The sequence below is a fragment of the Streptomyces durmitorensis genome (assembly GCF_023498005.1).
In the GTDB taxonomy this organism is placed as follows: domain Bacteria; phylum Actinomycetota; class Actinomycetes; order Streptomycetales; family Streptomycetaceae; genus Streptomyces; species Streptomyces durmitorensis.
Genome location: NZ_CP097289.1, coordinates 403,334 through 422,494 on the forward strand (window position 1 = coordinate 403,334; position 19,161 = coordinate 422,494).

At 71.0% G+C, this 19,161-nt stretch carries 21 protein-coding genes; 8 read left to right on the forward strand and 13 right to left on the reverse strand.

Annotated elements, in window-relative coordinates; translation table 11 throughout:
• The first annotated feature begins 14 nt into the window (after window positions 1-14).
• Complete coding sequence (locus M4V62_RS01520; protein WP_249585357.1) at window positions 15-764, forward strand: SAM-dependent methyltransferase; 750 nt, start codon at window positions 15-17, stop codon at window positions 762-764.
• A gap of 7 nt (window positions 765-771) precedes the next feature.
• Here M4V62_RS01520 and M4V62_RS01525 read toward each other — a convergent pair whose 3' ends face one another.
• The 3 genes from M4V62_RS01525 to M4V62_RS01535 form a co-directional block, all read right to left on the reverse strand.
• Window positions 772-1,377, reverse strand: a complete 606-nt coding sequence (locus M4V62_RS01525) for a hypothetical protein (RefSeq protein WP_249585358.1) — start codon at window positions 1,375-1,377, stop codon at window positions 772-774.
• Complete coding sequence (locus tag M4V62_RS01530) at window positions 1,374-2,849, reverse strand: FG-GAP and VCBS repeat-containing protein (protein ID WP_249585359.1); 1,476 nt, start codon at window positions 2,847-2,849, stop codon at window positions 1,374-1,376. The genes M4V62_RS01525 and M4V62_RS01530 overlap by 4 nt, the downstream gene beginning before the upstream one ends.
• Before the next feature lie 120 nt (window positions 2,850-2,969).
• Window positions 2,970-3,377, reverse strand: coding sequence for a RidA family protein (locus tag M4V62_RS01535; RefSeq protein ID WP_249585360.1), 408 nt, complete (start codon window positions 3,375-3,377; stop codon window positions 2,970-2,972).
• A 227-nt stretch (window positions 3,378-3,604) separates the two neighbouring features.
• Here M4V62_RS01535 and M4V62_RS01540 point away from each other — a divergent pair, with 227 nt between their 5' ends.
• Window positions 3,605-4,096 carry an NUDIX hydrolase gene (locus tag M4V62_RS01540; RefSeq protein ID WP_249592657.1) on the forward strand — a complete coding sequence of 164 codons (492 nt, stop codon included), beginning with the start codon at window positions 3,605-3,607 and terminating at the stop codon, window positions 4,094-4,096.
• 30 nt (window positions 4,097-4,126) lie between these two features.
• Here the strand turns inward: M4V62_RS01540 and M4V62_RS01545 are convergent, their stop codons facing one another.
• From M4V62_RS01545 to M4V62_RS01555, 3 genes are all read right to left on the reverse strand, one after another.
• Window positions 4,127-4,930, reverse strand: coding sequence for an NAD-dependent epimerase/dehydratase family protein (locus tag M4V62_RS01545; RefSeq protein ID WP_249585361.1), 804 nt, complete (start codon window positions 4,928-4,930; stop codon window positions 4,127-4,129).
• Window positions 4,931-5,016: 86 nt separating this feature from the next.
• On the reverse strand, window positions 5,017-5,937 hold the full coding sequence (locus M4V62_RS01550; RefSeq protein WP_249585362.1) for a PDR/VanB family oxidoreductase: 921 nt from the start codon (window positions 5,935-5,937) through the stop codon (window positions 5,017-5,019).
• Between the two features lie 23 nt (window positions 5,938-5,960).
• Complete coding sequence (locus tag M4V62_RS01555) at window positions 5,961-6,590, reverse strand: MSMEG_1061 family FMN-dependent PPOX-type flavoprotein (protein ID WP_249585363.1); 630 nt, start codon at window positions 6,588-6,590, stop codon at window positions 5,961-5,963.
• 182 nt (window positions 6,591-6,772) lie between these two features.
• On the opposite strand from M4V62_RS01555, the gene M4V62_RS01560 reads away from it, so the two are divergent.
• Complete coding sequence (locus M4V62_RS01560; RefSeq protein WP_249585364.1) at window positions 6,773-7,420, forward strand: TetR/AcrR family transcriptional regulator; 648 nt, start codon at window positions 6,773-6,775, stop codon at window positions 7,418-7,420.
• Window positions 7,421-7,455: 35 nt separating this feature from the next.
• Here M4V62_RS01560 and M4V62_RS01565 read toward each other — a convergent pair whose 3' ends face one another.
• Both M4V62_RS01565 and M4V62_RS01570 read right to left on the reverse strand, forming a co-directional pair.
• On the reverse strand, window positions 7,456-8,553 hold the full coding sequence (locus tag M4V62_RS01565; protein ID WP_249585365.1) for a winged helix DNA-binding domain-containing protein: 1,098 nt from the start codon (window positions 8,551-8,553) through the stop codon (window positions 7,456-7,458).
• Between the two features lie 142 nt (window positions 8,554-8,695).
• Window positions 8,696-9,292, reverse strand: a complete 597-nt coding sequence (locus M4V62_RS01570; RefSeq protein WP_249585366.1) for a DinB family protein — start codon at window positions 9,290-9,292, stop codon at window positions 8,696-8,698.
• 98 nt (window positions 9,293-9,390) lie between these two features.
• Here M4V62_RS01570 and M4V62_RS01575 point away from each other — a divergent pair, with 98 nt between their 5' ends.
• Window positions 9,391-10,410 carry a helix-turn-helix transcriptional regulator gene (locus M4V62_RS01575; RefSeq protein ID WP_249585367.1) on the forward strand — a complete coding sequence of 340 codons (1,020 nt, stop codon included), beginning with the start codon at window positions 9,391-9,393 and terminating at the stop codon, window positions 10,408-10,410.
• Window positions 10,411-10,433: 23 nt separating this feature from the next.
• On the opposite strand, the gene M4V62_RS01580 is transcribed toward M4V62_RS01575, so the two are convergent.
• Both M4V62_RS01580 and M4V62_RS01585 read right to left on the reverse strand, forming a co-directional pair.
• Window positions 10,434-10,862 carry a hypothetical protein gene (locus tag M4V62_RS01580; RefSeq protein WP_249585368.1) on the reverse strand — a complete coding sequence of 143 codons (429 nt, stop codon included), beginning with the start codon at window positions 10,860-10,862 and terminating at the stop codon, window positions 10,434-10,436.
• Between the two features lie 115 nt (window positions 10,863-10,977).
• Window positions 10,978-12,129, reverse strand: coding sequence for a hypothetical protein (locus tag M4V62_RS01585; RefSeq protein WP_249585369.1), 1,152 nt, complete (start codon window positions 12,127-12,129; stop codon window positions 10,978-10,980).
• Window positions 12,130-12,383: 254 nt separating this feature from the next.
• Here M4V62_RS01585 and M4V62_RS01590 point away from each other — a divergent pair, with 254 nt between their 5' ends.
• A complete protein-coding gene (locus M4V62_RS01590) occupies window positions 12,384-12,995 on the forward strand; it encodes a dihydrofolate reductase family protein (RefSeq protein ID WP_249585370.1) in 612 nt (203 codons plus the stop codon).
• A 28-nt stretch (window positions 12,996-13,023) separates the two neighbouring features.
• Here M4V62_RS01590 and M4V62_RS01595 read toward each other — a convergent pair whose 3' ends face one another.
• Entirely contained in the window at window positions 13,024-14,244 is a 1,221-nt protein-coding gene (locus M4V62_RS01595; protein WP_249585371.1) for a hypothetical protein, read from the reverse strand.
• Window positions 14,245-14,382: 138 nt separating this feature from the next.
• Between M4V62_RS01595 and M4V62_RS01600 the strand changes: the two genes are divergently transcribed.
• A complete protein-coding gene (locus tag M4V62_RS01600; RefSeq protein ID WP_249585372.1) occupies window positions 14,383-14,595 on the forward strand; it encodes a hypothetical protein in 213 nt (70 codons plus the stop codon).
• A gap of 64 nt (window positions 14,596-14,659) precedes the next feature.
• Here M4V62_RS01600 and M4V62_RS01605 read toward each other — a convergent pair whose 3' ends face one another.
• Entirely contained in the window at window positions 14,660-15,235 is a 576-nt protein-coding gene (locus M4V62_RS01605) for a TetR/AcrR family transcriptional regulator (protein WP_249585373.1), read from the reverse strand.
• Window positions 15,236-15,311: 76 nt separating this feature from the next.
• On the opposite strand from M4V62_RS01605, the gene M4V62_RS01610 reads away from it, so the two are divergent.
• Both M4V62_RS01610 and M4V62_RS01615 read left to right on the forward strand, forming a co-directional pair.
• Window positions 15,312-16,313: an alpha/beta hydrolase gene (locus tag M4V62_RS01610; protein ID WP_249585374.1), complete on the forward strand. Its 1,002-nt coding sequence runs from the start codon at window positions 15,312-15,314 to the stop codon at window positions 16,311-16,313.
• A 46-nt stretch (window positions 16,314-16,359) separates the two neighbouring features.
• Window positions 16,360-17,121, forward strand: coding sequence for an NAD(P)-binding domain-containing protein (locus M4V62_RS01615; protein ID WP_249585375.1), 762 nt, complete (start codon window positions 16,360-16,362; stop codon window positions 17,119-17,121).
• Between the two features lie 87 nt (window positions 17,122-17,208).
• On the opposite strand, the gene M4V62_RS01620 is transcribed toward M4V62_RS01615, so the two are convergent.
• A complete protein-coding gene (locus M4V62_RS01620; RefSeq protein WP_249585376.1) occupies window positions 17,209-19,005 on the reverse strand; it encodes a redoxin domain-containing protein in 1,797 nt (598 codons plus the stop codon).
• Window positions 19,006-19,161: the final 156 nt, after the last annotated feature.

A 19,161-nucleotide genomic window follows, 5' to 3' on the forward strand; every position in this document is an offset into this window, starting at 1 on the left:
GGCAGGATATGACCATGCATCGTCAACAGATCAGCTCCATCGCCCACTCCGGCCACCCCATCGCCGCTCCGCTGAGCGACGATTCCGTGCACGCGCTCCTCGACCGCGCCCTTCCGCACGGCGAGGCACGGCTCCTCGATCTCGGCTGCGGATCGGGCACGTGGCCGGCGCGCGCACAGGCCATGCGCCCCAGCCTCCGTGCCGATGGTGTGGACATCGACGCGGGGGCCATCGCCGCTGCCAGGCGTGCCGCCGACGAAGCGGGTCTCGGTGACCGGGTCGCGTTCCACACCCAGGACGCCGCGGAGTTCACTTCCCCGCACCTCTACGACGTGGTGGTCAGCGTCGGTGCCACACACGCCTTCGGCGGCCTGCTGCCCACCTTGAAGGCCGCCGGCCGTCACCTCTCCCCCGGCGGGAGCGTCCTCGTCGGCGACGGCTTCTGGGAACGCGAGCCCGACCGGGCGACCCTCGACGCCGGTTTCACCGCTGATGAGTACGTCGACCTGGCCACGACCGTCGACCACGTCATGGCCGAGGGATGGACCCCTGTCTACGGACACGTCAGCACCCTCCAGGAGTGGGACGCCTACGAATGGTCCTGGACGGGCGACCTCTCCCGATGGGCCCTCGACCACCCCGAGCACCCCGACACCGGCCAGGCCCTCGAAGCCGCCGCCGCACACCGCGACGCCTGGCTCCACGGCTACCGGGGCACACTCGGATTCGTCACCCTGCTCCTGCGCCGGACGCCCACGCCCTGACCGCTGTTCAGGCCTGCGGCTGCGCTCCCGGGTCCTCGCTCATGAACTCCGTGACCAGCTCGGGCGGGTTGGCGGCCGCGGTCAGCGCGAACATCTCGTCGGGGTCGAACATGTTGTAGAGGATCACCGGCAGGGGCCGCCCGAAGACGCCGACGAGGCGGCCGTCCGCGTGGAGTTGGCGCGCCAGGTCGACGCAGAGCGTGTTGAAGTGCTCCGCGAGCTGTTCGTCGCGCTCGTCCTGTTCCTGCTCGGAGAGGTCGTCCTCGTCCTCGTACCAGAGGTCTTGGACCACCGCTTCCCGCCGGTACAGGTCGGCGCCGACCGGATCGTGTTCGGGATGGTGGCCGACGATGCGGATGCCCTCAAGGCCTGACGGCGGGAAGTAGGCGTAGTTCCAGCGCGCCTCCCACGGCTCCGAGGAGCCTGTCTCCGCAAGCTGCCGGGCCACCCCCGTCTCGGTGTTGTAGCCGATCGCCACGTAGGGGTGTCGGGGGTCCTGGTCGACGCTGTCGATACGGAACGTGACCACGTAGATGTCGGAGATCAACTCGTCGGGGAACTCGCCCAGGGTGCGCAGCGCCATCTGCTCCATGTGGCGTCGGAATGTCGTCAACGGCTCTTCTCCTCTGCCGTGTGGCGGGCCAGGTCCGCGGCGTCGAAGGATGCCATGTCCTTGCCTGCGCCGTTGATGATCCACCAGTCCCGCCCGAGGTCGGTCTGGTAGGCGGTGGCCAGGACGAGTTCGTCGCGGGTGTCCCCGTCGAAATCGGCCGCGCTCACAGGACTGCCCGCCCAGTGCTGTGAATTCAGGGGATCGGGGTCGGGCACGTGGCGCGAGCGGGGCACGTGACGCCATGGCTGGGAGCCGAGGCCGGGAGAGGAGCCGCCCCGCAGGATGTCCACGCTGCCGCTTTCGCCCCAGCGGTCGCCCGCGCTGTGCACCGCGAGGTCGTCGCAGCCGTCGCCGTTCACGTCTCCGGCGACCAGACCGATGCCGAAGCCGCCCTTGCGGGCGCCGCCCTCGATGACGACGCGGGCTTCGGGCGTCCTGCCGTAGCGGATGGTCACCGTGCCCTTGCGGTCGGCCGGTTCCAGTTCCTCGTCGTCGGGAATGCCGCTGTCGCCGAGGGCGATGTCGGGCCGCCGGTCACCGTCGAAGTCACCGACGGCGATGCTTTCGCCCTTCGGTAGCCGTTCGGGTTCCTTGCCGAGACCGGTCGCCGTGTCGGCTCCGCCGGTCAGGAGCAGCGGCGTGCCCGGCGCTGCGGGCTCGTAGACGAAGAGGTCGGTGGCGCGGTCGCCGGTGGCCTCCGCGGCGATGAGCTGGAGGTCGACCACCGCGTTGGCCCCGCGTGGGTCCGGGTCGGCGCGCTCGCTGGTCCGTGCGGGCTCTCCCGTACGCGTGAACGGGCCGTGCAGCACCACAAGGCGCCGCTTGTCCGTATCGGTGCGGAAGGTGGCCAGGTCAGCGTGGCCGTCCCCGTCGAAGTCACCGGCCACCGGCTGGTCGCCGTAGACGCCGTGGCCCTTGCCGTCGATCGCGGACTCGCCCTTGCCGACGTGCGGCAGCCGGACGCGGGCGGGCCGGTGAGCGGGGTCCGGTCCTTCGGGGTCGCCCCACTGCACATGGGCGCTGCCACCCGCGACGAGGTCGAGGTGGCCGTCGCCGTCCAGGTCGGCGACGGTGGGACCGGACAGTCCGTAGGACATGCCGTCGTGTGCGGGCAGCCGGAAGTCCTTGGGCGTGAACACCGTCCGGTGTCCGGGGCGCGGACCGTGCGCCGAGCCGTACACCAGGGCGATGCGGCCGGTCTCGGAGACGTCCCCATTACTGGCCGGCACCTCGGCTGCCAGGTCGGGGTGGCCGTCGCCGTCGAAGTCGGGGGCGGGTGTGCCCACCCGGCCCGCGGGTCCGGACGTGCCGTCGGGCGCCGACGGGCGGCAGGCGCTGTCCGGGATCGGCGGGCGGACCTCGTGGTTGTACGCACCCGTGGCGGCGCCCATCACCAGTGCGGCGGCGAGGAGGCAAAGACCCCCTCGCCGCCGCAAGCCCTTGCAAGTGCCCTCTGCCCGCTCGTACTTCATGGGGCCACTAGATCCGATGTACGCGCCCGGTACCAAGGCCCGAGATCACTCCGTTACGCCACCCCGACCCACGTCCCGGCACCCGAGCAGGGCAACACGCCCTGAACGACGAGCATTTGCTCAGTCGATGACCGCTGTGGCTTCGACCTCCACGAGATGGTCGGGCACGTCCAGCGCAGCCACGCCCACCAGTGTGCCGGGCGGCACAGGAGTGCCCCCCAGTTTCGCGGCCGCCCGCGCGACTCCCTCCCCGAAGAGAGGCATCTTGTCGGGCGTCCAGTCGACGACGTACACGGTCAGCTTCGCCACGTCGTCGAAGGAACCCCCGGCCGCCGCCAGGGCGGTGGCGACATTGAGGTAACACTGCTCGACCTGGGCGGCGAGGTCTCCTTCGCCGACGGTGACCCCCTCGGCATCCCAGGCGACCTGCCCGGCTACGAACACCAGCTTCGACCCGGTCGCGATGGACACCTGCCGGTAGGCATCGATCTTCGGCAACCCGTCGGGATTCACCAGGGTGATGGCCATGCTGCCTGTCTCCTCGTCCTGAGAGCCCGCGGGCTCGCTTCCACCGAACCGAGACACTCGTGGTCTCCGGCGGTTACTGGGAAACCCTAGGAGAGTGGCCGTTGACCTGGAAGAACGCACTTTCCGGTGACTGGGTAACCGTAGGGTGACCAAGGAGTTCAGGGGCGTGCGCGCGGACGAACACGTCTGCGGTGACGCCGAAAGCTCCGATGGCCGACGATGTCAGGATGCCTCGACCTCGCCCTCGCCCCCGGCCGCCCGGAGCCCGACCTCGCACGCGTGTCGCCGCCTACGTGATCCGGCACCGCGCCGTTCCCGAGATCTTGGTGTTCGACCACGTCGACATGCCCGATGCAGGCACCCAGATCCCTGCGGGAGGTGTCAGACCGGGCGAAGAGCTGGCAGAAGCCGTCCTTCGCGAGGTCTCCGAGGAGACGGGGCTGCTGACAGCCACCGTGGTCCGGCAGATCGCCGTGGAGGACAAGCCTCACCCCGAGACGGGACAGCCCCGCCGGACCACGTTCTTCCTGCTACAGGTGCCGCCAGACACCTCCGACGCCTGGGAACACCACGTCGACGGCGACGGAGACGACGCCGGTCTCGCCTTCACCTGCTGGTTCCTCCCGCTCCCTCTCGGGCAACCCCTGGCCGACCGCCAGGACGCTTGGCTGGGCCACGTCGATCCACGGTTCACCACGGTTGCCGACAACAGCCCATGACCGGCCACCACAACCCCTGCGCGGTGTGCGTCAAGGCCGAAGGTGCTTCAACGTGAACTCGGGCGTGGCGTAGGCGCCGGCTTGCGGCGATGCGGGGTCGGCCGGAATGTCTGCGCCCGGGATGTGTGCCGCGTACGATTCGGCGTCGTCGAGGGGGGTGTAGTCGAGCTCCGCCCTGGCCGGAAGCTCCCAGAAGCGCCGGGTGTTGGCGGAGACCGCGTACACGGCGGTGAAGCGCGTGGTGGGCGGGGCGGTCAGCGCGGCCCGGATGTAGCCGACGGCGTCGCGGGGGCTCAGCCAGGTCGCCAGGTGACGTGGCTCGGTGGGCGTCTGCTCGAAGCTGCCGATGCGCAGGCAGATCACCGAGAGACCGAACTTGTCCGCGTACAGCTGACCCAGGGCCTCGAGCGCCACCTTGCTCACCCCGTACAGGCCATCGGGGCGGGCGGGCTCCCGGGGGCCGGTGAGGTGTCCGGTGGGGTAGAAGCCGGTCAGCCGGTTGCTGCTGGCCAGCACCACCCGTTCGATTCCGTGGCGCCTCGCGGCTTCCAGGACGTGGTGGGTGCCGAGCACGTTGGCTTCCAACAGGTCGGGAAGAGGTGCCTCGTCCGGCACGCCGCCCAGGTGCAGCACGCAATCGACTCCCGAGAGCGCCGACTCCACGGCCTGCGCGTCCCGCAGGTCGACCGTGTGCGCTTGTTCGTTGTCGGCCACCGGGGCGATCGGGACGCGGTCGAGCAGCACCAACCGGCTCGCCTCGTGCCGCAGCGCCTCACGCGCCACCGATCCGATGTTCCCTGCCGCGCCCGTGATGGCCACCGTTCCGATTGCCACTGCTCTGCCCCTCGCGTCTCGTCGGTCCCCTCATCCTGCAATCGTGATGCTTCCACTTCCGGGTGGTGCGGTCTTCTCCGTACGGATCACAGGTCCACGACGATACGAGGGGAACGCGCACGGGACACGCAGGGGTACATGCGGCCCGCGGCAGCTCCGATGTCGTCGCGGTGGTCGATCTCGCCCTCGACGACGGCGAGTTCGCAGCTGCCGCAGACGCCTTCCCGGCATCCGGCGGGCAGCGGGTGACCGGCGTGGGTCAGGGCGTCGAGCAGCGACTCGTCGGCGGGCACCGGCACCGTCCGGCCCGACCTGCGGCACACGGCCTCGAAGGCGGTGTCGGGGCCGAACGTCCTGGGCGTCGGACGGAAACGCTCCGCGTGCAGCCGTCCCGCGGGGAACACCTCCTGCGCCGCGGCCAGCAGAGGCGCAGGACCGCAGCAGTAGACCAGGGTGTCCTCGTCCAGGCCTGCGGCCAGCGCCCCCAGGTCCGGTCTGCCCTCGCTCCGGGTGGCGACGGCACGCACCGAGTCCCGGTGTTCGGCGAGCAGTTCGGCGGCGAAGGGCATGGCGTCGAGCGACGGTCCCACGTACACGAGTTCGGCGGGCACGCCCGCACGCCGGGCCGCCCGCAGCATCGGCACGACGGGGGTGATGCCGATCCCGCCTGCGAGGAACAGGTACCGCGGCGCGGGCAGCAGCGGGAAGTGGTTGCGCGGAGTCGAGAGGGTGAGGGGGCGGCCCCGGCGCAGGTAGCGGTGGATGTACTCCGAGCCGCCCCGGCTGAGGCGGTCGTGGCGTACGGCGACGCGGTAGGTGTCCCGCTCGGCGGGGTCGCCGCACAGGGAGTACTGCCGGGTGAGCCAGTTGGGCAGGCGGAGGTCGATGTGGGCGCCGGGCTCCCAGGGCGCGAGCGGGCCCTCGGTGCCCCGCAGGGTCAGGGAGACGACGTCCTGCGCGACGCGGTCGATGCGGTCGACGACGGTCGCTTGCGTCGGTGATGTCATCGTTGGTTGTCCTTCGGGTCTGGTCAGTAGAGCTTGCGGTAGCCGTCCTGGAACTTGCGCTCGATCGCCTCCGGGGGGATGTCCAGGCCGAATTGCTCGACGGCTACCTCTCCGGCCGACGGCATCTCGTCGGCGAGCGACTGGCTTTCGGGGTCCCACAGCCGGGACCGGATGAGGGCGCGGCCGCAGTGGAAGTACGCCTCGGCCACGTCGACCACGACGGCCAGGACCGGTCGCCTGCCCTCCGTCTCCATCCGGGCGAGGACATCGGGGTCGTCGGTGGCGTAGGCGCGGCCGTTGACCCGCAAGGTCTCGCGCATGCCGGGGATCAGGAACAGCAGTCCGATGCCGTCGTTCTCGGCGAGGTTGCCGAAGGAGTCGGCGATCTTGTTGCCGGGCCGGTCGGGGATGGCGAGGGTGTGGTCGTCGAGGACTTTCACGAAGCCCGGGTAGTCGCCCCGGGGCGAGCAGTCGGCACGCCCATCGGCATCCGCTGTCGCCATCGTCAGGAACGGCGAGTGGGCGATGAACCGGCGGAAGTGCTTGTCCAGGCGGTCGGTCTTCTTCGACGCGGTCATGGCGTCGGGCTCACCCAGGCGGGCCCGGACCTCGTCCGGGGCGACCCACCGGGGGCGGGTGGCGGCGTACGTCATGAAGGGGTCCTTCCGGTGGTTCGGCAGGAGGGGCGGGCCGGCGATCGCGTAGGTCGGCGCACTGCGCACACCTCGCCCACCAGCGACCGTCACTGACGGCTCCGCCGCAGTTCATGGCACTATTGTGAGCAATTACTCAGGTCGTTCGCTACTCGCTTTTGCGGTGCTGACCAGGAGGTTCCATGCCGTCCGACCGACGCGGACTCGCCCCACGTAAACAGCCCCGGCAGATCCGGGCCGAGCTGACCCGTGAGCGCATCCTCGACGCGGCTGCTCACGTTTTCGGCGAGTACGGCTATGCCGCGGGGACCACCAACCGGATCGCCGAGCGGGCGCGGGTCTCCATCGGTTCGCTGTATCAGTACTACCCGAACAAGGACGCGATCCTCGTCGAGCTGGTGACCCGGCACCTCGATTCCGGCGGAGCCGCCGTCGCGCGCTCCCAGGCGCAGGAGTTGCCCGACACCCTGGAGGGGGTGCTCCGCCTCTTCGTCCGGACCGCGATCGACAACCACCTCGACGATCCGCGGCTGCTGCGCGTCATGGCGGAACAGGCCCCGCGGTCCGCCGAGTTGCTGGCGAAGGTGGAGGCCCACGAGACGGAACGCTTCGCGTACATCGAGGAGTTGCTGGCGAAACACCCGGAGGTCCGGGTGACCGACACCTATACCGCCACCCGGCTTCTCGTGACGACGGTCGAGTTGGTGGTCCACAAGGTCATCGCGGCCCCCGACCCCATCGACGTGCGCCGGTTCGAGGACGAACTCGTGGCCATGCTCCACCGCTATCTCACCGGCCCGTCCGAGACGGTGGGCCCCCGTACGGCATGACGCACGGTCGGTCCGAGGTCTTCCCGGCGGCAAGTTCAGCGCGAGGACCCCGAGATCTGCACGCTGCGGTTCTCCTTGTCGGAAAGGAACTCCGCCAGCGCCCGCCCCTCCTCCGCGACCGCGGTCCGTTCGGCGCGGGAGAAGCGGCCCAGCGGTGCGACCGTCACGGTGCCGTCCTCCACGGTCCACGTCGCGGCGACCCGGCCGTCGACCAGGACGACGCGGGCGCCGGAGACCGACAGGCCGCGGTGGGCGTCGTCGATGATCCGGGTGCGGTCCTGGAAGCCGAGGATCGCGTTGTCGAATGCCGGCAGGAACCGCACCGGGGCGGGGGTGTCGGGGTCCGGTCGTGGCGCGTCGGGCAGATCGAGGAGTTCCCTGCCCCGCTCGTCCCTGAAGGTGATCAGCTCCTCGCGCAGCGCGGCGACGGCGGCCGGCAGTCCGGCAAGTCCGCACCAGGCGCGCAGGTCGGCCGAGGCGGCGGGGCCGAACGCGGCCAGGTAGCGCCGGAGCATCGCCTGCCCCACGGGATCGGCGCCGTCCGCGGACAGCGGGTCGACCTCGCGCCCCAGCAGGGACGACAGCGGGGCGTTGCGCACTCCTGCCTTCGTCCGCCAGAGCCCGCGCGGCGGCAGCTGCGCCATCGGGACCAGGGCCATCAGCATCTCCCCCAGTGCGCGCGGCCCCGGCGTCGGCCAGCGCCCGGCGAGCGCCCGCGCGAGTTCGGTCATCGAGCGCGGTTCACCGTCGGCCATGACCGCCCGGCCCGCTGCCGCGAGCTCGTCGAGGTCCGTCCCGTCGAGCTCGCTGCGGTAGACCCCGAGCACCCGTTGGCGCAGCATCGCGTCGTGGCGGGCGCGCCAGGCCAGAGCGTCGTCGGCGGTGACGAGGTGGACGGTGCGGCGCATGAGGTGGGTGCGCACCACGCGCCGCTGGACCAGGTGGTCCGAGAGCTCCGCCGGGTCGAAGCCGTCAAGGCGCGACCAGAGGCCGACGAACGGCTCCTGCGGTTCCTGCGCCTGCAGACCCCCGAGGTGGGCGACGGCGTCGACGACCGGTACGCCGGCGCGATCGAGCAGCAGCTGCCGGGCGAGCGTCGCGCGGTTGAGCGCCCGGTTGTCGAGAACGGTCATCGGGATACTCCTGCGGTGTGCTGGTCGGTGAGCCTCGGGCGCTTCGAGCAGTCTCTGGCGCTGCGAGCAGTAATGCCGCGGAACCGGCCCGGTCGGGCGGCGACACGCTGCCACCGCCCGACCGGCCCCCTTCGCTCCACGCTCAACTCGACTTCTGGCCGTCGAGCGTCTCGCGCAGGATGTCCGCGTGGCCTGCGTGCTGCGCGGTCTCGGCGATGACGTGCATCAGCACCCCGCGCACGCTGCGTACTGCGCCCCGCTCGTGCCAGGGCGCCTCCGGCAGCGGGTGCGTGGCCGACAGGTCGGGTACGGAGGTGATGATCCGCTCGCTGCGGGCGGCGACCTCCTCGTAGCGCGTGACGATCCCGGTCAGCGTCTCGCCGGGCAGCATCCGAAAGTCGTTCTGGTGGTCGATCGCCCACTGCGGGAACTCGCGGGCGGTACCAGCAGCGAGCTCCTCCCAGCTGACACCGTCCGGCAGGTCGTAGCGCATCGCCGACGGACCGTCGACGACAAAGCGCAGCCAGCCTTCCTCGATGGACGCGACGTGCTTGATCAGGCCGCCCAGGCACAGTGCGCTGGCCGTCGGGTGCTCGCCCACCTGCTCGTCGCCGAGTCCGCGCACCGAGTTGGTCAGGGCCGATCGCGCGGTGGCGAGCGCGGCGAGCAGGCCGGCGCGCTCGGCATCGAGGGGCCCGGAGTGCGTGGAGTGCGTGGGGTGCGTGGTCGTGGTGGTCACAGTGATCGGGCCTTCCGGTCGTGCTCGTTGTCTGGCACGACCGACTCTCGCAAGAGAAGCGGCCAGGTTGTGGCCGCTTCTCGGGGGACCATGAAGTCATGCCGAAAACCTCAGGGCGCCTGCTCTCGCTGCTCTCCCTGCTCCAGGCGCGCCGGGAGTGGCCGGGGGCGCTGCTGGCCGAGCGGCTGGCCGTCAGCCCGCGCACCGTGCGCCGTGACGTCGACCGCCTGCGCGAGCTCGGCTATCCCGTCGCGGCGGTCAAGGGGCCCGACGGGGGCTACCGGCTGGACGCGGGCGCGGAACTGCCCCCGTTGCTGTTCGACGACGAGCAGGCCATCGCCCTGGCCGTCGCACTCCAGATCGCCACCACCACCGGCGCGGGCATCGAGGAAGCCGCGGCGCGTGCGCTGGCCACCGTCCGGCAGGTCATGCCCGCCCGGCTGCGCCGCCGTGTCGACACCCTCCAGGTGACCGCCGTCGAGCGGCCGACGACCCGGCCGAACCCGCAGGTCGACAGCCGCGTGCTCCTGGCGCTCGGCGCCGCCGTGCACGCCTGCGAGGAGCTGCGCTTCGACTACGCACCCGTCTCCCCGCCGGACGCCGACGACGGCGACCGCGCCGGTCTCCCACCGCGCCGGGTGCAGCCCCACCACCTCGTCACCTGGGGCGGGCGCTGGTATCTCGTCGCATGGGACCTCGACCGCGAGGACTGGCGCACGTTCCGCGCGGACCGGATCACCCCGCGTACGCCGACCGGGCCTCGCTTCAGCCCGCGCGATGTGCCCGGCGGCGATGTGGCCGCCTTCGTCGCCGGCAGGTTCCAGGGCTCCGACGGCTCGGGCGACTGGCCCTGTAGCGGCGAGGTGATCCTGGACCTGCCCGCGGCCGACGTGTCCCGCTACTCCCGCGAGGGGATCGTCGAGGCACTCGGCCCGCACCGCTGCCGGCTCGTCCTTGGCTCGTGGTCCTGGCCCGGCCTCGCCGCCGCCATCGGCATGTTCGACGCCGACATCGAGGTCGTAGGACCGGCCGAACTCAAGGACGCCTTCGCACTCTTGGCCCGCCGCTGTGCCGACGCCGCGGCCGACGCGCCCGGTCGGGGTCGGCGACCCGGGTGACCGCCGCCGCCCTGTGCGGAACCTCAGCGCGCCTCGGCCCTGCGCCCCGGGAACGGGAGCCGCGTGATCGCGGCGGCCACCGCCATCCCCAGCGTGACCCCGACGGCGGCGGCAAGGGTCGCCTCCCACGCCGCGTCGAGCGAGCCGGGCAGGACGGCGCCGGTGAGGCGGCTCGCGGCCGGCAGGACGACCACTGCGGCCAGTGCGGCCGGCCAGCGGTGTCGTACCCCGCCGATGATGTCGTCGACGGCGTTCAGGACGAGCAGCACCGCCATGAGGTAGGAGCCACCGAACTCGTCGTCCCAGCCGGTCGCCGTGACCACGGCCCCGACGGCGAGCACCGCCAGCCAGATCCCCACCAGCCGTCCGTAGGGCGTGGGGGGCTTTCGCGCCGCGTCACGCGGGAGCCGGAAGAACCGCTTGACGCGCTGGTTGACCGAGTACTTCGCCATGGACCGCGTCCCGTTCCCCCGTGGCCGGCTGCTGCCGGCACTCAGCAACAAGACGCGCGAGAGCGCGCCGCGGTTGTGGCGTGCCCCTGAGGTGGCGGGCTGACCTCGGCGCGCGCTACTTGTTCGGGTCCCGGAAGCGGCCGAACGCCTTGGTCAGGGCGCTCAGCGGCGAGCCGTCCGCCTTGACGTGGCCCGGCGCGCTCGACCGGGGCACACCGTCGCCTCCGGTCACCTCGGCCAGCGCGGCCTGCGCCGCCTCGGCCGCCTGCTGGTACAGGTCACGGGAGTTCCTCATGGCGTCGAGCGCCTCGGCGTACTTGGTGACCATGCCCTGGGCGTGGGCCAGTTCCTCGTCCGGCGTGAGCAGATGCCAGCCCTGGCGCAGCTGTGTCAGGGCCCGCTCGGCCTCCGCGGGCAGCGGTCGCGGCAGTACGGCGAACTCCTTGATCCTGTCGAGGAGTTCGGTCGGTTCCGAGCCGTCGAGGAAGACGCTGCGCACGGTGAAGCGCTCCGCGTCGTAGTCCGGGCCCTGCGGCGCCGTGGGCAGGACGACGGCGCCGCCGCGCGGCATCCGCACGCTCAGCTCCCGCTTCATCGCGAAGTCGGCGATCTGTGCCTGCTCCGGCGTGCCCCGGTGCTCGATCACCCGGTGCCGCAGACTCGGCGGCAGGAACGTCGAGATCGGCTGCTGCCCGATCGCGTCCGGCGTCATCGCCTCATGCACCACGACATGGATGTACCAGCTCTGCCGGGTGCAGTCCCGCAGCCGGTGGCGCAACTCGTCGTCGTCCTTGGGCAGGTGGTTCGTCGTCCGCAGGCGCACGCCCCCCACCGTGTCGTGGTCCCAGGCGACCCGGTCGCTGTCGGGCCAGAACATGAGGGCCGGCGAGGGCCAGTGCATGTCCCACGCCCACTCCGCCTCGGCGGCGAGGACCCAGGCGACGCCCTCGCCTTCCTTGCGGCGCGCCTCGGGGTCGTACAGGGTCAGCTGCGCGCGCACCGTGACGTCGTCGGCCACGCGCCAGCGGGCCTCGAAGAGGCGGCGGGCGGAGGGGCCGGGGTCGGCGGACTCGTCCCGCGGGTGCAGGACGGTGGAGCGCGCCGCCTCGACGGGGTCGAGGTCCAGGAAGTCGTCGAGCACCCCGGCCGCCTTGAGGGCGATCAGGTTGCGCCGGACGTCCTGCTCGGGCTCGGGCCCGAGGTGGCGCCCGCGCCCCAGCCACGCGGTGTCGGGGACGGTGGTCGAGGAGCTGCTTTTCTTCGCCATGAATTCGTTCTGTGAGTGGTCGGGGCCCGACCAGTATGGCCCGTGGACCTGGCGAGGGAAGCGGTACCCCGTCCACGGCTCCACCACGCCGGACGGACGGTACGTAGAGGTATCAAGCCGCTCCGATCCAGCCATCACAGGTCAAACGGGGGCGGCCTCAGGGCCCAACGAACTCACCGCGAACCGGCAACGGTGTCACGATGGCTGAAGAGGGGACGGATCGGACACGTCCCCCGGCCGGAGAGTGGTGCGCGATGAGGTTGGTGCTGCAGGAGTTCCTGTCCCTGGACGGCGTGTACCAAGGCCCGGGGGCGCCGGACGAGGACACCAGTGACGGATTCACCCGGGGCGGCTGGTTCGTGCCGCACCTGGACGAGGAGTTCGAACGGGTGGCGGGCACCTGGCTCGGCGAGGCGGACGCGTTCTTGTTCGGCCGCCGCACGTATCTGAACTTCGCGAGGGACTGGCCGAAGATGACCGAGCACCCGTTCGCCGGCATCTTGAACGGCCTGCCCAAGTACGTCGCGTCCCAGACCCTGACCACGGCCGAGTGGGACCCGACCACGATCCTGTCCGGCGACATCCCCGCTCAGGTCGCCGAGCTGAAGCGCCGGCCCGGCCGTGAGCTGCAGATCCACGGCAGCGGCCGGCTCGGCCAGTCCCTGCTGGCCGCCGGCCTGATCGACGAACTGCGCCTCGCGATCGCCCCCGTGATCGTGGGCTCGGGACGCCGCCTGCTCCCGGACGGCGGCGCGCCCGCCGGACTGCGGCTCCTGAGCAACGAGACGACTCCGGGCGGACTGGCGATTCACGTCTACGAATCGACAGGACTTCCGGAGTACGGGACATACGGGGGCGGCGCGTAGGCGTTCCCGCGCAGGGGTGGCAGGGGCATCAGCCGCCGCGCTTCAGGCGTACGACGACGGGGGCGCCGAAGGGGTCGCCGGACTGGTTGACCTGGACGTGTCCGGCGCCGAGCCACTCGTCGGTGCCCGGCACCCGGTGGATCTCCTTCAGCCACAGCGACTGGTTGGACTCCTTGCGGGCGCCGCTCGACAGGGGCAGGCGGTGGCGCTTGATCTTCGCGCAGCGACCGTCGTCGGTGACGTACCAGTTGCCGTCGAGGAACAGGCCCTTGTCGTCCTGACCCACCGGGGTCCGCAGGGCGCAGCCGCCGGGCGCCTCCTCCTGCTCGACCCACTTCGAGCCCTCCCGGCGCAGCCGGATGAACTCGTCCTGGGGTTCGTTCTCGACCTCACCGTGGTTGAAGGAGTTGCTGCCGTACGCGCGCACTTCACCGCTTTCGAGCGCGAAGACCTGGCCGAGGCCCGCGCCGGGTTCCGGCGGGAGCGGCTCGTCGAAGCGGGCCTGCGGGGTCTCCACCGCCTTCCAGGACGTGCCGTCCCAGTGCATCGACGCGGGCTGGCTGTAGCTCTCGCCGGAGCCCTCCATTTCGGTGCCCGGCCCGGTCGAGCGGCTGCCGACCGCCCAGACGTCGTCCGGTCCCACCACGGCGAGGTCAGCGGCTTCGTAGGGCAGCCGGGTCGTGCTCCAGCGGGTTCCGTCCCAGTGCTGGGCGGTCCGCTCGCTGTCCTTGGCCCAGATGTTGTTCGGGTCCGCGCCCTCGAAGTCACCGGGATTGCCCGGCGGGGGGTTCGGCACCGCGGACCAGCGCGCGCCGTCCCACCGCGCCCAGCGGCGCAGGACGGCGCTGTCCTCGGAGCCCTGCGGCCGCAGCCAGAGTGCTTCCTCACCGACCTCTTCGAGCAAGGGCGGGTAGACACCGGCGCCGAGAGCTTCGGGGAGGGGCTCGCGCTTCCACTGCGTGCCGTCGTAGTGCAGCAGGTGCGCGTTGGACTCGCCGTTGTTCTCGGTCGCGACCGCCCAGATGTCGTCCTCGGCCAGGGCGGCGACATCGGTGAGCTCTCCGCTGAAGTCCGCGATGTGCTCGAACTCCCACGTCAGTGCCCCCGCAGGGTTCTTGGCCCTGCCGTCCCCGTCGCCGGAGCCCGTGGTCCGGGAGCCGGTCGGCCCGGATTCCGTGCCACACCCCGCGGCCGTGAGGACAGTGGCCAGCACGACGGCGGCCGCCACTCCCCTGTGCCTGGTTCCCACAACTCCGCGAATGATCGCTCCCCCTTGTCGCTCTCGGCGAGCGGGCAGCCTACCCGGTGGGTCTTTGCCGCACGTGCCCTGGCCCTGCGGGCATGCGCTCGGAGTGCTTGAGCGAGCGACAGGGAGCACCCTGGAGACATGCAGACCGCGCCGATAGTCGTCCACGCGCTCTCGCCCACGGGCGGGCGCAGGGTGACGGCACGCGGGCAGATCCTCGGCCTCGCGCACTCGGACGCGGACGTGATCGAGTTCCTGCGCCGGGCCGGGCTGCCGGACGCGGAGGTACTGCTCGACGACGCGGCATGGGTGAAGTGGCGGGGCGGCCGGGCCCACCACTACGAAGCGGCTTGAACGCGCGGCTGCCCGTCTGCTCCGCGTCCGAGCGCGGGCAGGACCCGCCCATCCCCTGCGAGCTCTAAGCCGGGCCAAAATCGCCGGCGAAGTGCGACAGCACCATCTCGACCAGTGCGTCGACGTCCGCGTCGGCCATCGGTTCGCCGGTCATGCCCATCCGGTGGAGCAGGACTCCGACCACGACATCGATGAAGAACAGGACCCGGCTCTCCGGCTCACCAAGTGCGTCCTGGAGCGCGAGTCGGTAGGGGTCCTGCAACCGCGTGGACAGGATCTCGCGCAGGGCAGGGTCGCTCACGGCATCGCTGAACACGCCGGCGAACGCGTCGCCCACCCCCGGCTCGCCGATCTTCGCAGCGATCCAGCGGATGGTCGATGACATGAGTTCGGCCCGACCGGCGCCCGTCAGCGGCGCCGGGCCGAACGCGTCCAGGAGACAGTCCACGATCAGCGCACCCTTCGACGGCCAGCGCCGGTAGACCGTCGACTTCGCGACTCCGGCCACGGCAGCGATGCGTTCGACGGTGGCGCGCGCGTAGCCGAGCTCGTGGACCGTGCTCAGGGTGGCGGCGAAGACCACTTCGTTGACGCCGGTACGCGGGCGACCGGGCGGTCTGGCGGATGTGGGCGAGGGCATGGCCACACGCTACCTGGTTTCGCTACCTTAGGTTTCGATACCTTGGGTCGCGTAACTCTCTGGACGAGGAGAAGGCATGAGCGAGGTCACGACTACGGGCCGGCCGCCGGAGCCGGACTGGCCGACGATGACGGCCGAGGAGCTGGTCGCCTATCGCGACGCGGAGAACCGCTTCCGGGCGTCCGCCAGGGCCCGGGCGATCCTCGGGGATCCGGATCCCGGCGCCGCGATCCACTGGCAGCACGTGGCGCTGCCCGGCCGCGAGATCCCGGTCCGGGTCCACCGGCCGTCGCACGGGCACGGCGGTGAAGACGCTGGTCAACCAGCACTGCCCCTCGTGCTCCACGTGCACGGAGGAGGGTTCGTGGGCACGGCGGTGCAGAGCGACTGGGTCAACAGTCACCTGGCCGCCCAGCTGCCCGCACTCGTCGTCTCGGTCGAGCACCGCCTCCTCGACCCGGACCATCCACTGGCTGCCGCCGTCGACGACGGCTGGGACGTACTCCAGCATCTGGTGCGGCATTCCGCGCAGTGGGGCATCGACCCCGCCCGGATCGCCGTCTTCGGCGAGAGCTGCGGCGGACTGATCAACGCCCTGGCGGCGATCCGGGCCAACGAGACCGGCTTGCGCCTTCGGGCGCAGGTGCTGGTCAACCCCGCCGTCGATGTGACCGCGAGGATGCTCGACCACGCCTCGGTCAGCGAGCATGCCCGCACCCCGACCCTCGCCGTGCCGCAACTGCGGCTGTTCCAGCGGCTCGCCGTGCCGCCGGGAACCGACCCGCGCGCGCTCTCGCCCCTGTGTGCCGACGGCCTGAACGGTCTCGCACCGGCGCTCGTCGTGGTGCCGACCCACGACCCACTGGCCGATCACGGCCGCCGCTACGCCGAACGGCTGCACGCGGCCGGGACGCCCGCGCGGCTCATCGAATACCCCGAAGCGGGGCACGCGTTCCTCAGTACGCCGGGCTTGGCGCCGCAGGCCGAGGCCGCGAGGGTGGAGGTCGTCGAGTTCCTCCGAGCCTGCCTCGCCGCGCGACCGGAAGCGAAACACTCTGACGACGAAGGCACGTCATGAGCGAATCGCCCGCACTCTTGCCCGAACATTCTTGGAGGAAGACGCAGTGAAGCGCATCGGCATCATCGGAGTCGGCGAGATCGGGCGGGCCATGGTGGTGGGCCTGTGCGATGAAGTCGACACGTCGCCAGAGGTGTTCCTCTCCCCGCGGGGCGCCCGCACGGCCGCGGAGCTGTCATCGCGCTACGAGAACGTCCAGGTCTGCGCCGACAACCAGGAGGCGGTGGACCGCTCCGATGTGGTGATCATCGCCGTACGCGGACAGGACCGGCACGAAGCGCTGGCCGGTCTGCGAGTGGACGACGACAAGATCGTGGTCAACGTGATGTCCGGCGTCGCCAACGACGATCTGCGCCAGACACTCGGCACCGACGCCGTGTTGGTACGAGCCATCCCGCTGCCCTCCGTACGCGAGCGCCGCTCCGTCACGGTGACGTTCCCGTCCCACCCGGTCACGGACGCGCTCTTCGAGCGTCTTGGCGGGGCGCAGCCCGTCGCGGACGAGGCGGCCTTCAACGTCTTCTCCACGCTGACGGGGACGCTGACCACCCACTACGCGTACCTGGCCGCGCTCACGTCGTGGGCTGTCGGCCAGGGCATCGCACCCGCCGACGCCGACCGCTACGTCCGCGGACTCTTCCAGGGCGTGGGCCGCGCCCTGAGCGACGAGACCCGCTCCCTGCACCAGCTCGCCGCCGACCACGAGACCCCGAAAGGCAACAACGAACGCATCCGCACCACTTGGTTCGACGCGGCCAACTCCCAAGCCCTCGACAAGGCCCTCGACGGCCTGCTCGTCGACCTGTAGCGACCGGTGCGGGCGCCGAATCGGCACCGGAGCGGAGGGCGTCGCATCCGCCAGCCCGTCCCCCTGCCGTGCCTGGCAGATCGCGGCCTATCCGAAGGTGAAGGCGTAGCCCTGGATGCCGGGGGCCACCCGCAGTTCGAGTTTCGCCCGGTCCGGGGTGTCGCCGTCCACGAGGGAGTACAGGGACGGGGTGCCGTCCACCTGCACCGTCTTGGTGACCTTGCCGTCGACGAGAACCGTCACGGGCCCTTCTCCTGCCATCACCAGGTTGACGTTCTTGGCCCGGTAGGTGAAGGCCAGCCTGGCGTCCTCGCCCGCGGTGAAGTGTTCGTATCCCGCGGTCCAGGTGCCGTCCAGGGAGAGGGAGTTGAGGGGGATGTCGGCCGGGAAGCGGTAAACGGTCGCCTTGTCGTCGACGAGCGGGGTGCCGACGTAGCCGCGGATGCGCAGGTTGCTGAGGTAGGTCTCCGGCGTGCGGTCCTCGGTCAGGTCGTCGGCCTTCTGGCCGGTCTTGGGCGGCAGTTGCACCTGCGGGTCCGCCTGCTTCAGGAGGGTGCGGATGAGGTCCTCGGTCCGGTCGTACTCGCCCTCGCCGAACTTGAAGTACCGCACCGTGCCCTTGTCGTCGATGAGGTACTTGGCGGGCCAGTACCGGTTGCGGTAGTTGTCCCAGGTGGTCAGGTCGTTGTCGAGGGCGACCGGGTAGGTGACGCCGAGCTTCTTCGCCTGGCCGGCGACGTTTCCCGCGTTCTTCTCGAAGGCGAACTCCGGCGAGTGCACTCCGATCACCTCAAGGCCGTACGCCTTGTACGCGTCGTTCCACGCCGCGATGTGCGGCAGGCTGCGCTGGCAGTTGATGCAGGAGTACGTCCAGAAGTCGATCAGCACGACCTTGCCGCGCTGTGACGCCAGGTCGACCGGCGCGCCACCCGGGGTGTTGAGCCACTTCGCGATGCCGTCGATGGCAGGCGCCTTGCCGCACGAGCGCAGTCCGTCGGCACCGTCCTCGCAGCGCGAGAGCTGTTTGTTGGAGTTGTTGTACAGCCCCGAAAGCTGCTGGCGGGCGGTGTCACTGTCCTCGATCTTCTTCTGCGCCGCCGAGGTGTAGTCGGGCAGGGCCCGCTGGATGGTGTCGGTGACGTTGAAGGCCAGCGCGAACGCCAGGACGACCATCAACAGACCGGCGGCGATACGCAGCTTGCGGGCCCGCGTGCGAAACGCCGCCACCCGCTCGGCCACACGCCGCCCCGCCAGCGCGAAGACCAGCAGAGGGATCGCGGTGCCCACGGCGAACGACACCGTCAGCGCGACGATGTCTCCGCTGATCTCGCCCCGCGCTCCCGCCACCGTGATCGCGGCAAGCACCGGCCCGGCACACGGTACGTACAGGAGCCCGAGGCCGAGGCCCAGCACGAAGGCGCTGCCCTCCTTGTTGACCTGCCGCTGCGGGATCAGCGCGAACGGCTTCTCCAGCAGTCGCTCGACGGGCGGGAAGATCAGGCCGAACCCGATCAGCACCAGGAGCGCGAGGCCCACGTAGCGGAGGATGTCCTGCGGCAACCCGAGCGCGGTCAACAGGGTCACGCCCAGCAGCGTGAAGAAACTGAAGCTGATGACCAGGCCCGCCACCACCGCGTACGGACGCCGGTTGGGCACACGGGAGGACTTCGGTGGAGCGGGGACGGTGAGGGTGTCGCGGGCCGCGTCGGCAGAACCGGTGGCCGGTGACGTCTCCGCCTGTGGGTCCGCGGCGGACTTCCCCGCCGATGGCGTATCGCTCCCCGGGCCCCCGGCCAGGAAGACGACCGGCAGGACGGGCAAGATGCAGGGCGAGACGGCAGTGATCAAACCTCCGAGCAGCCCGATCAGGATCAAGGTGAGCATGGGGGACGCCCTCCGGTCAGGAGACCGGCGTACCCGCTCTCCTCACGTGTGATTCGGAGGGACTCCCCCCGCCGGATTGGTCCCACGAGACGCCCTGGGTCACTTCTGTCAGGTCGGTGGCCCATGAGTCATACCGACTGACCAGGTCTCCAACAC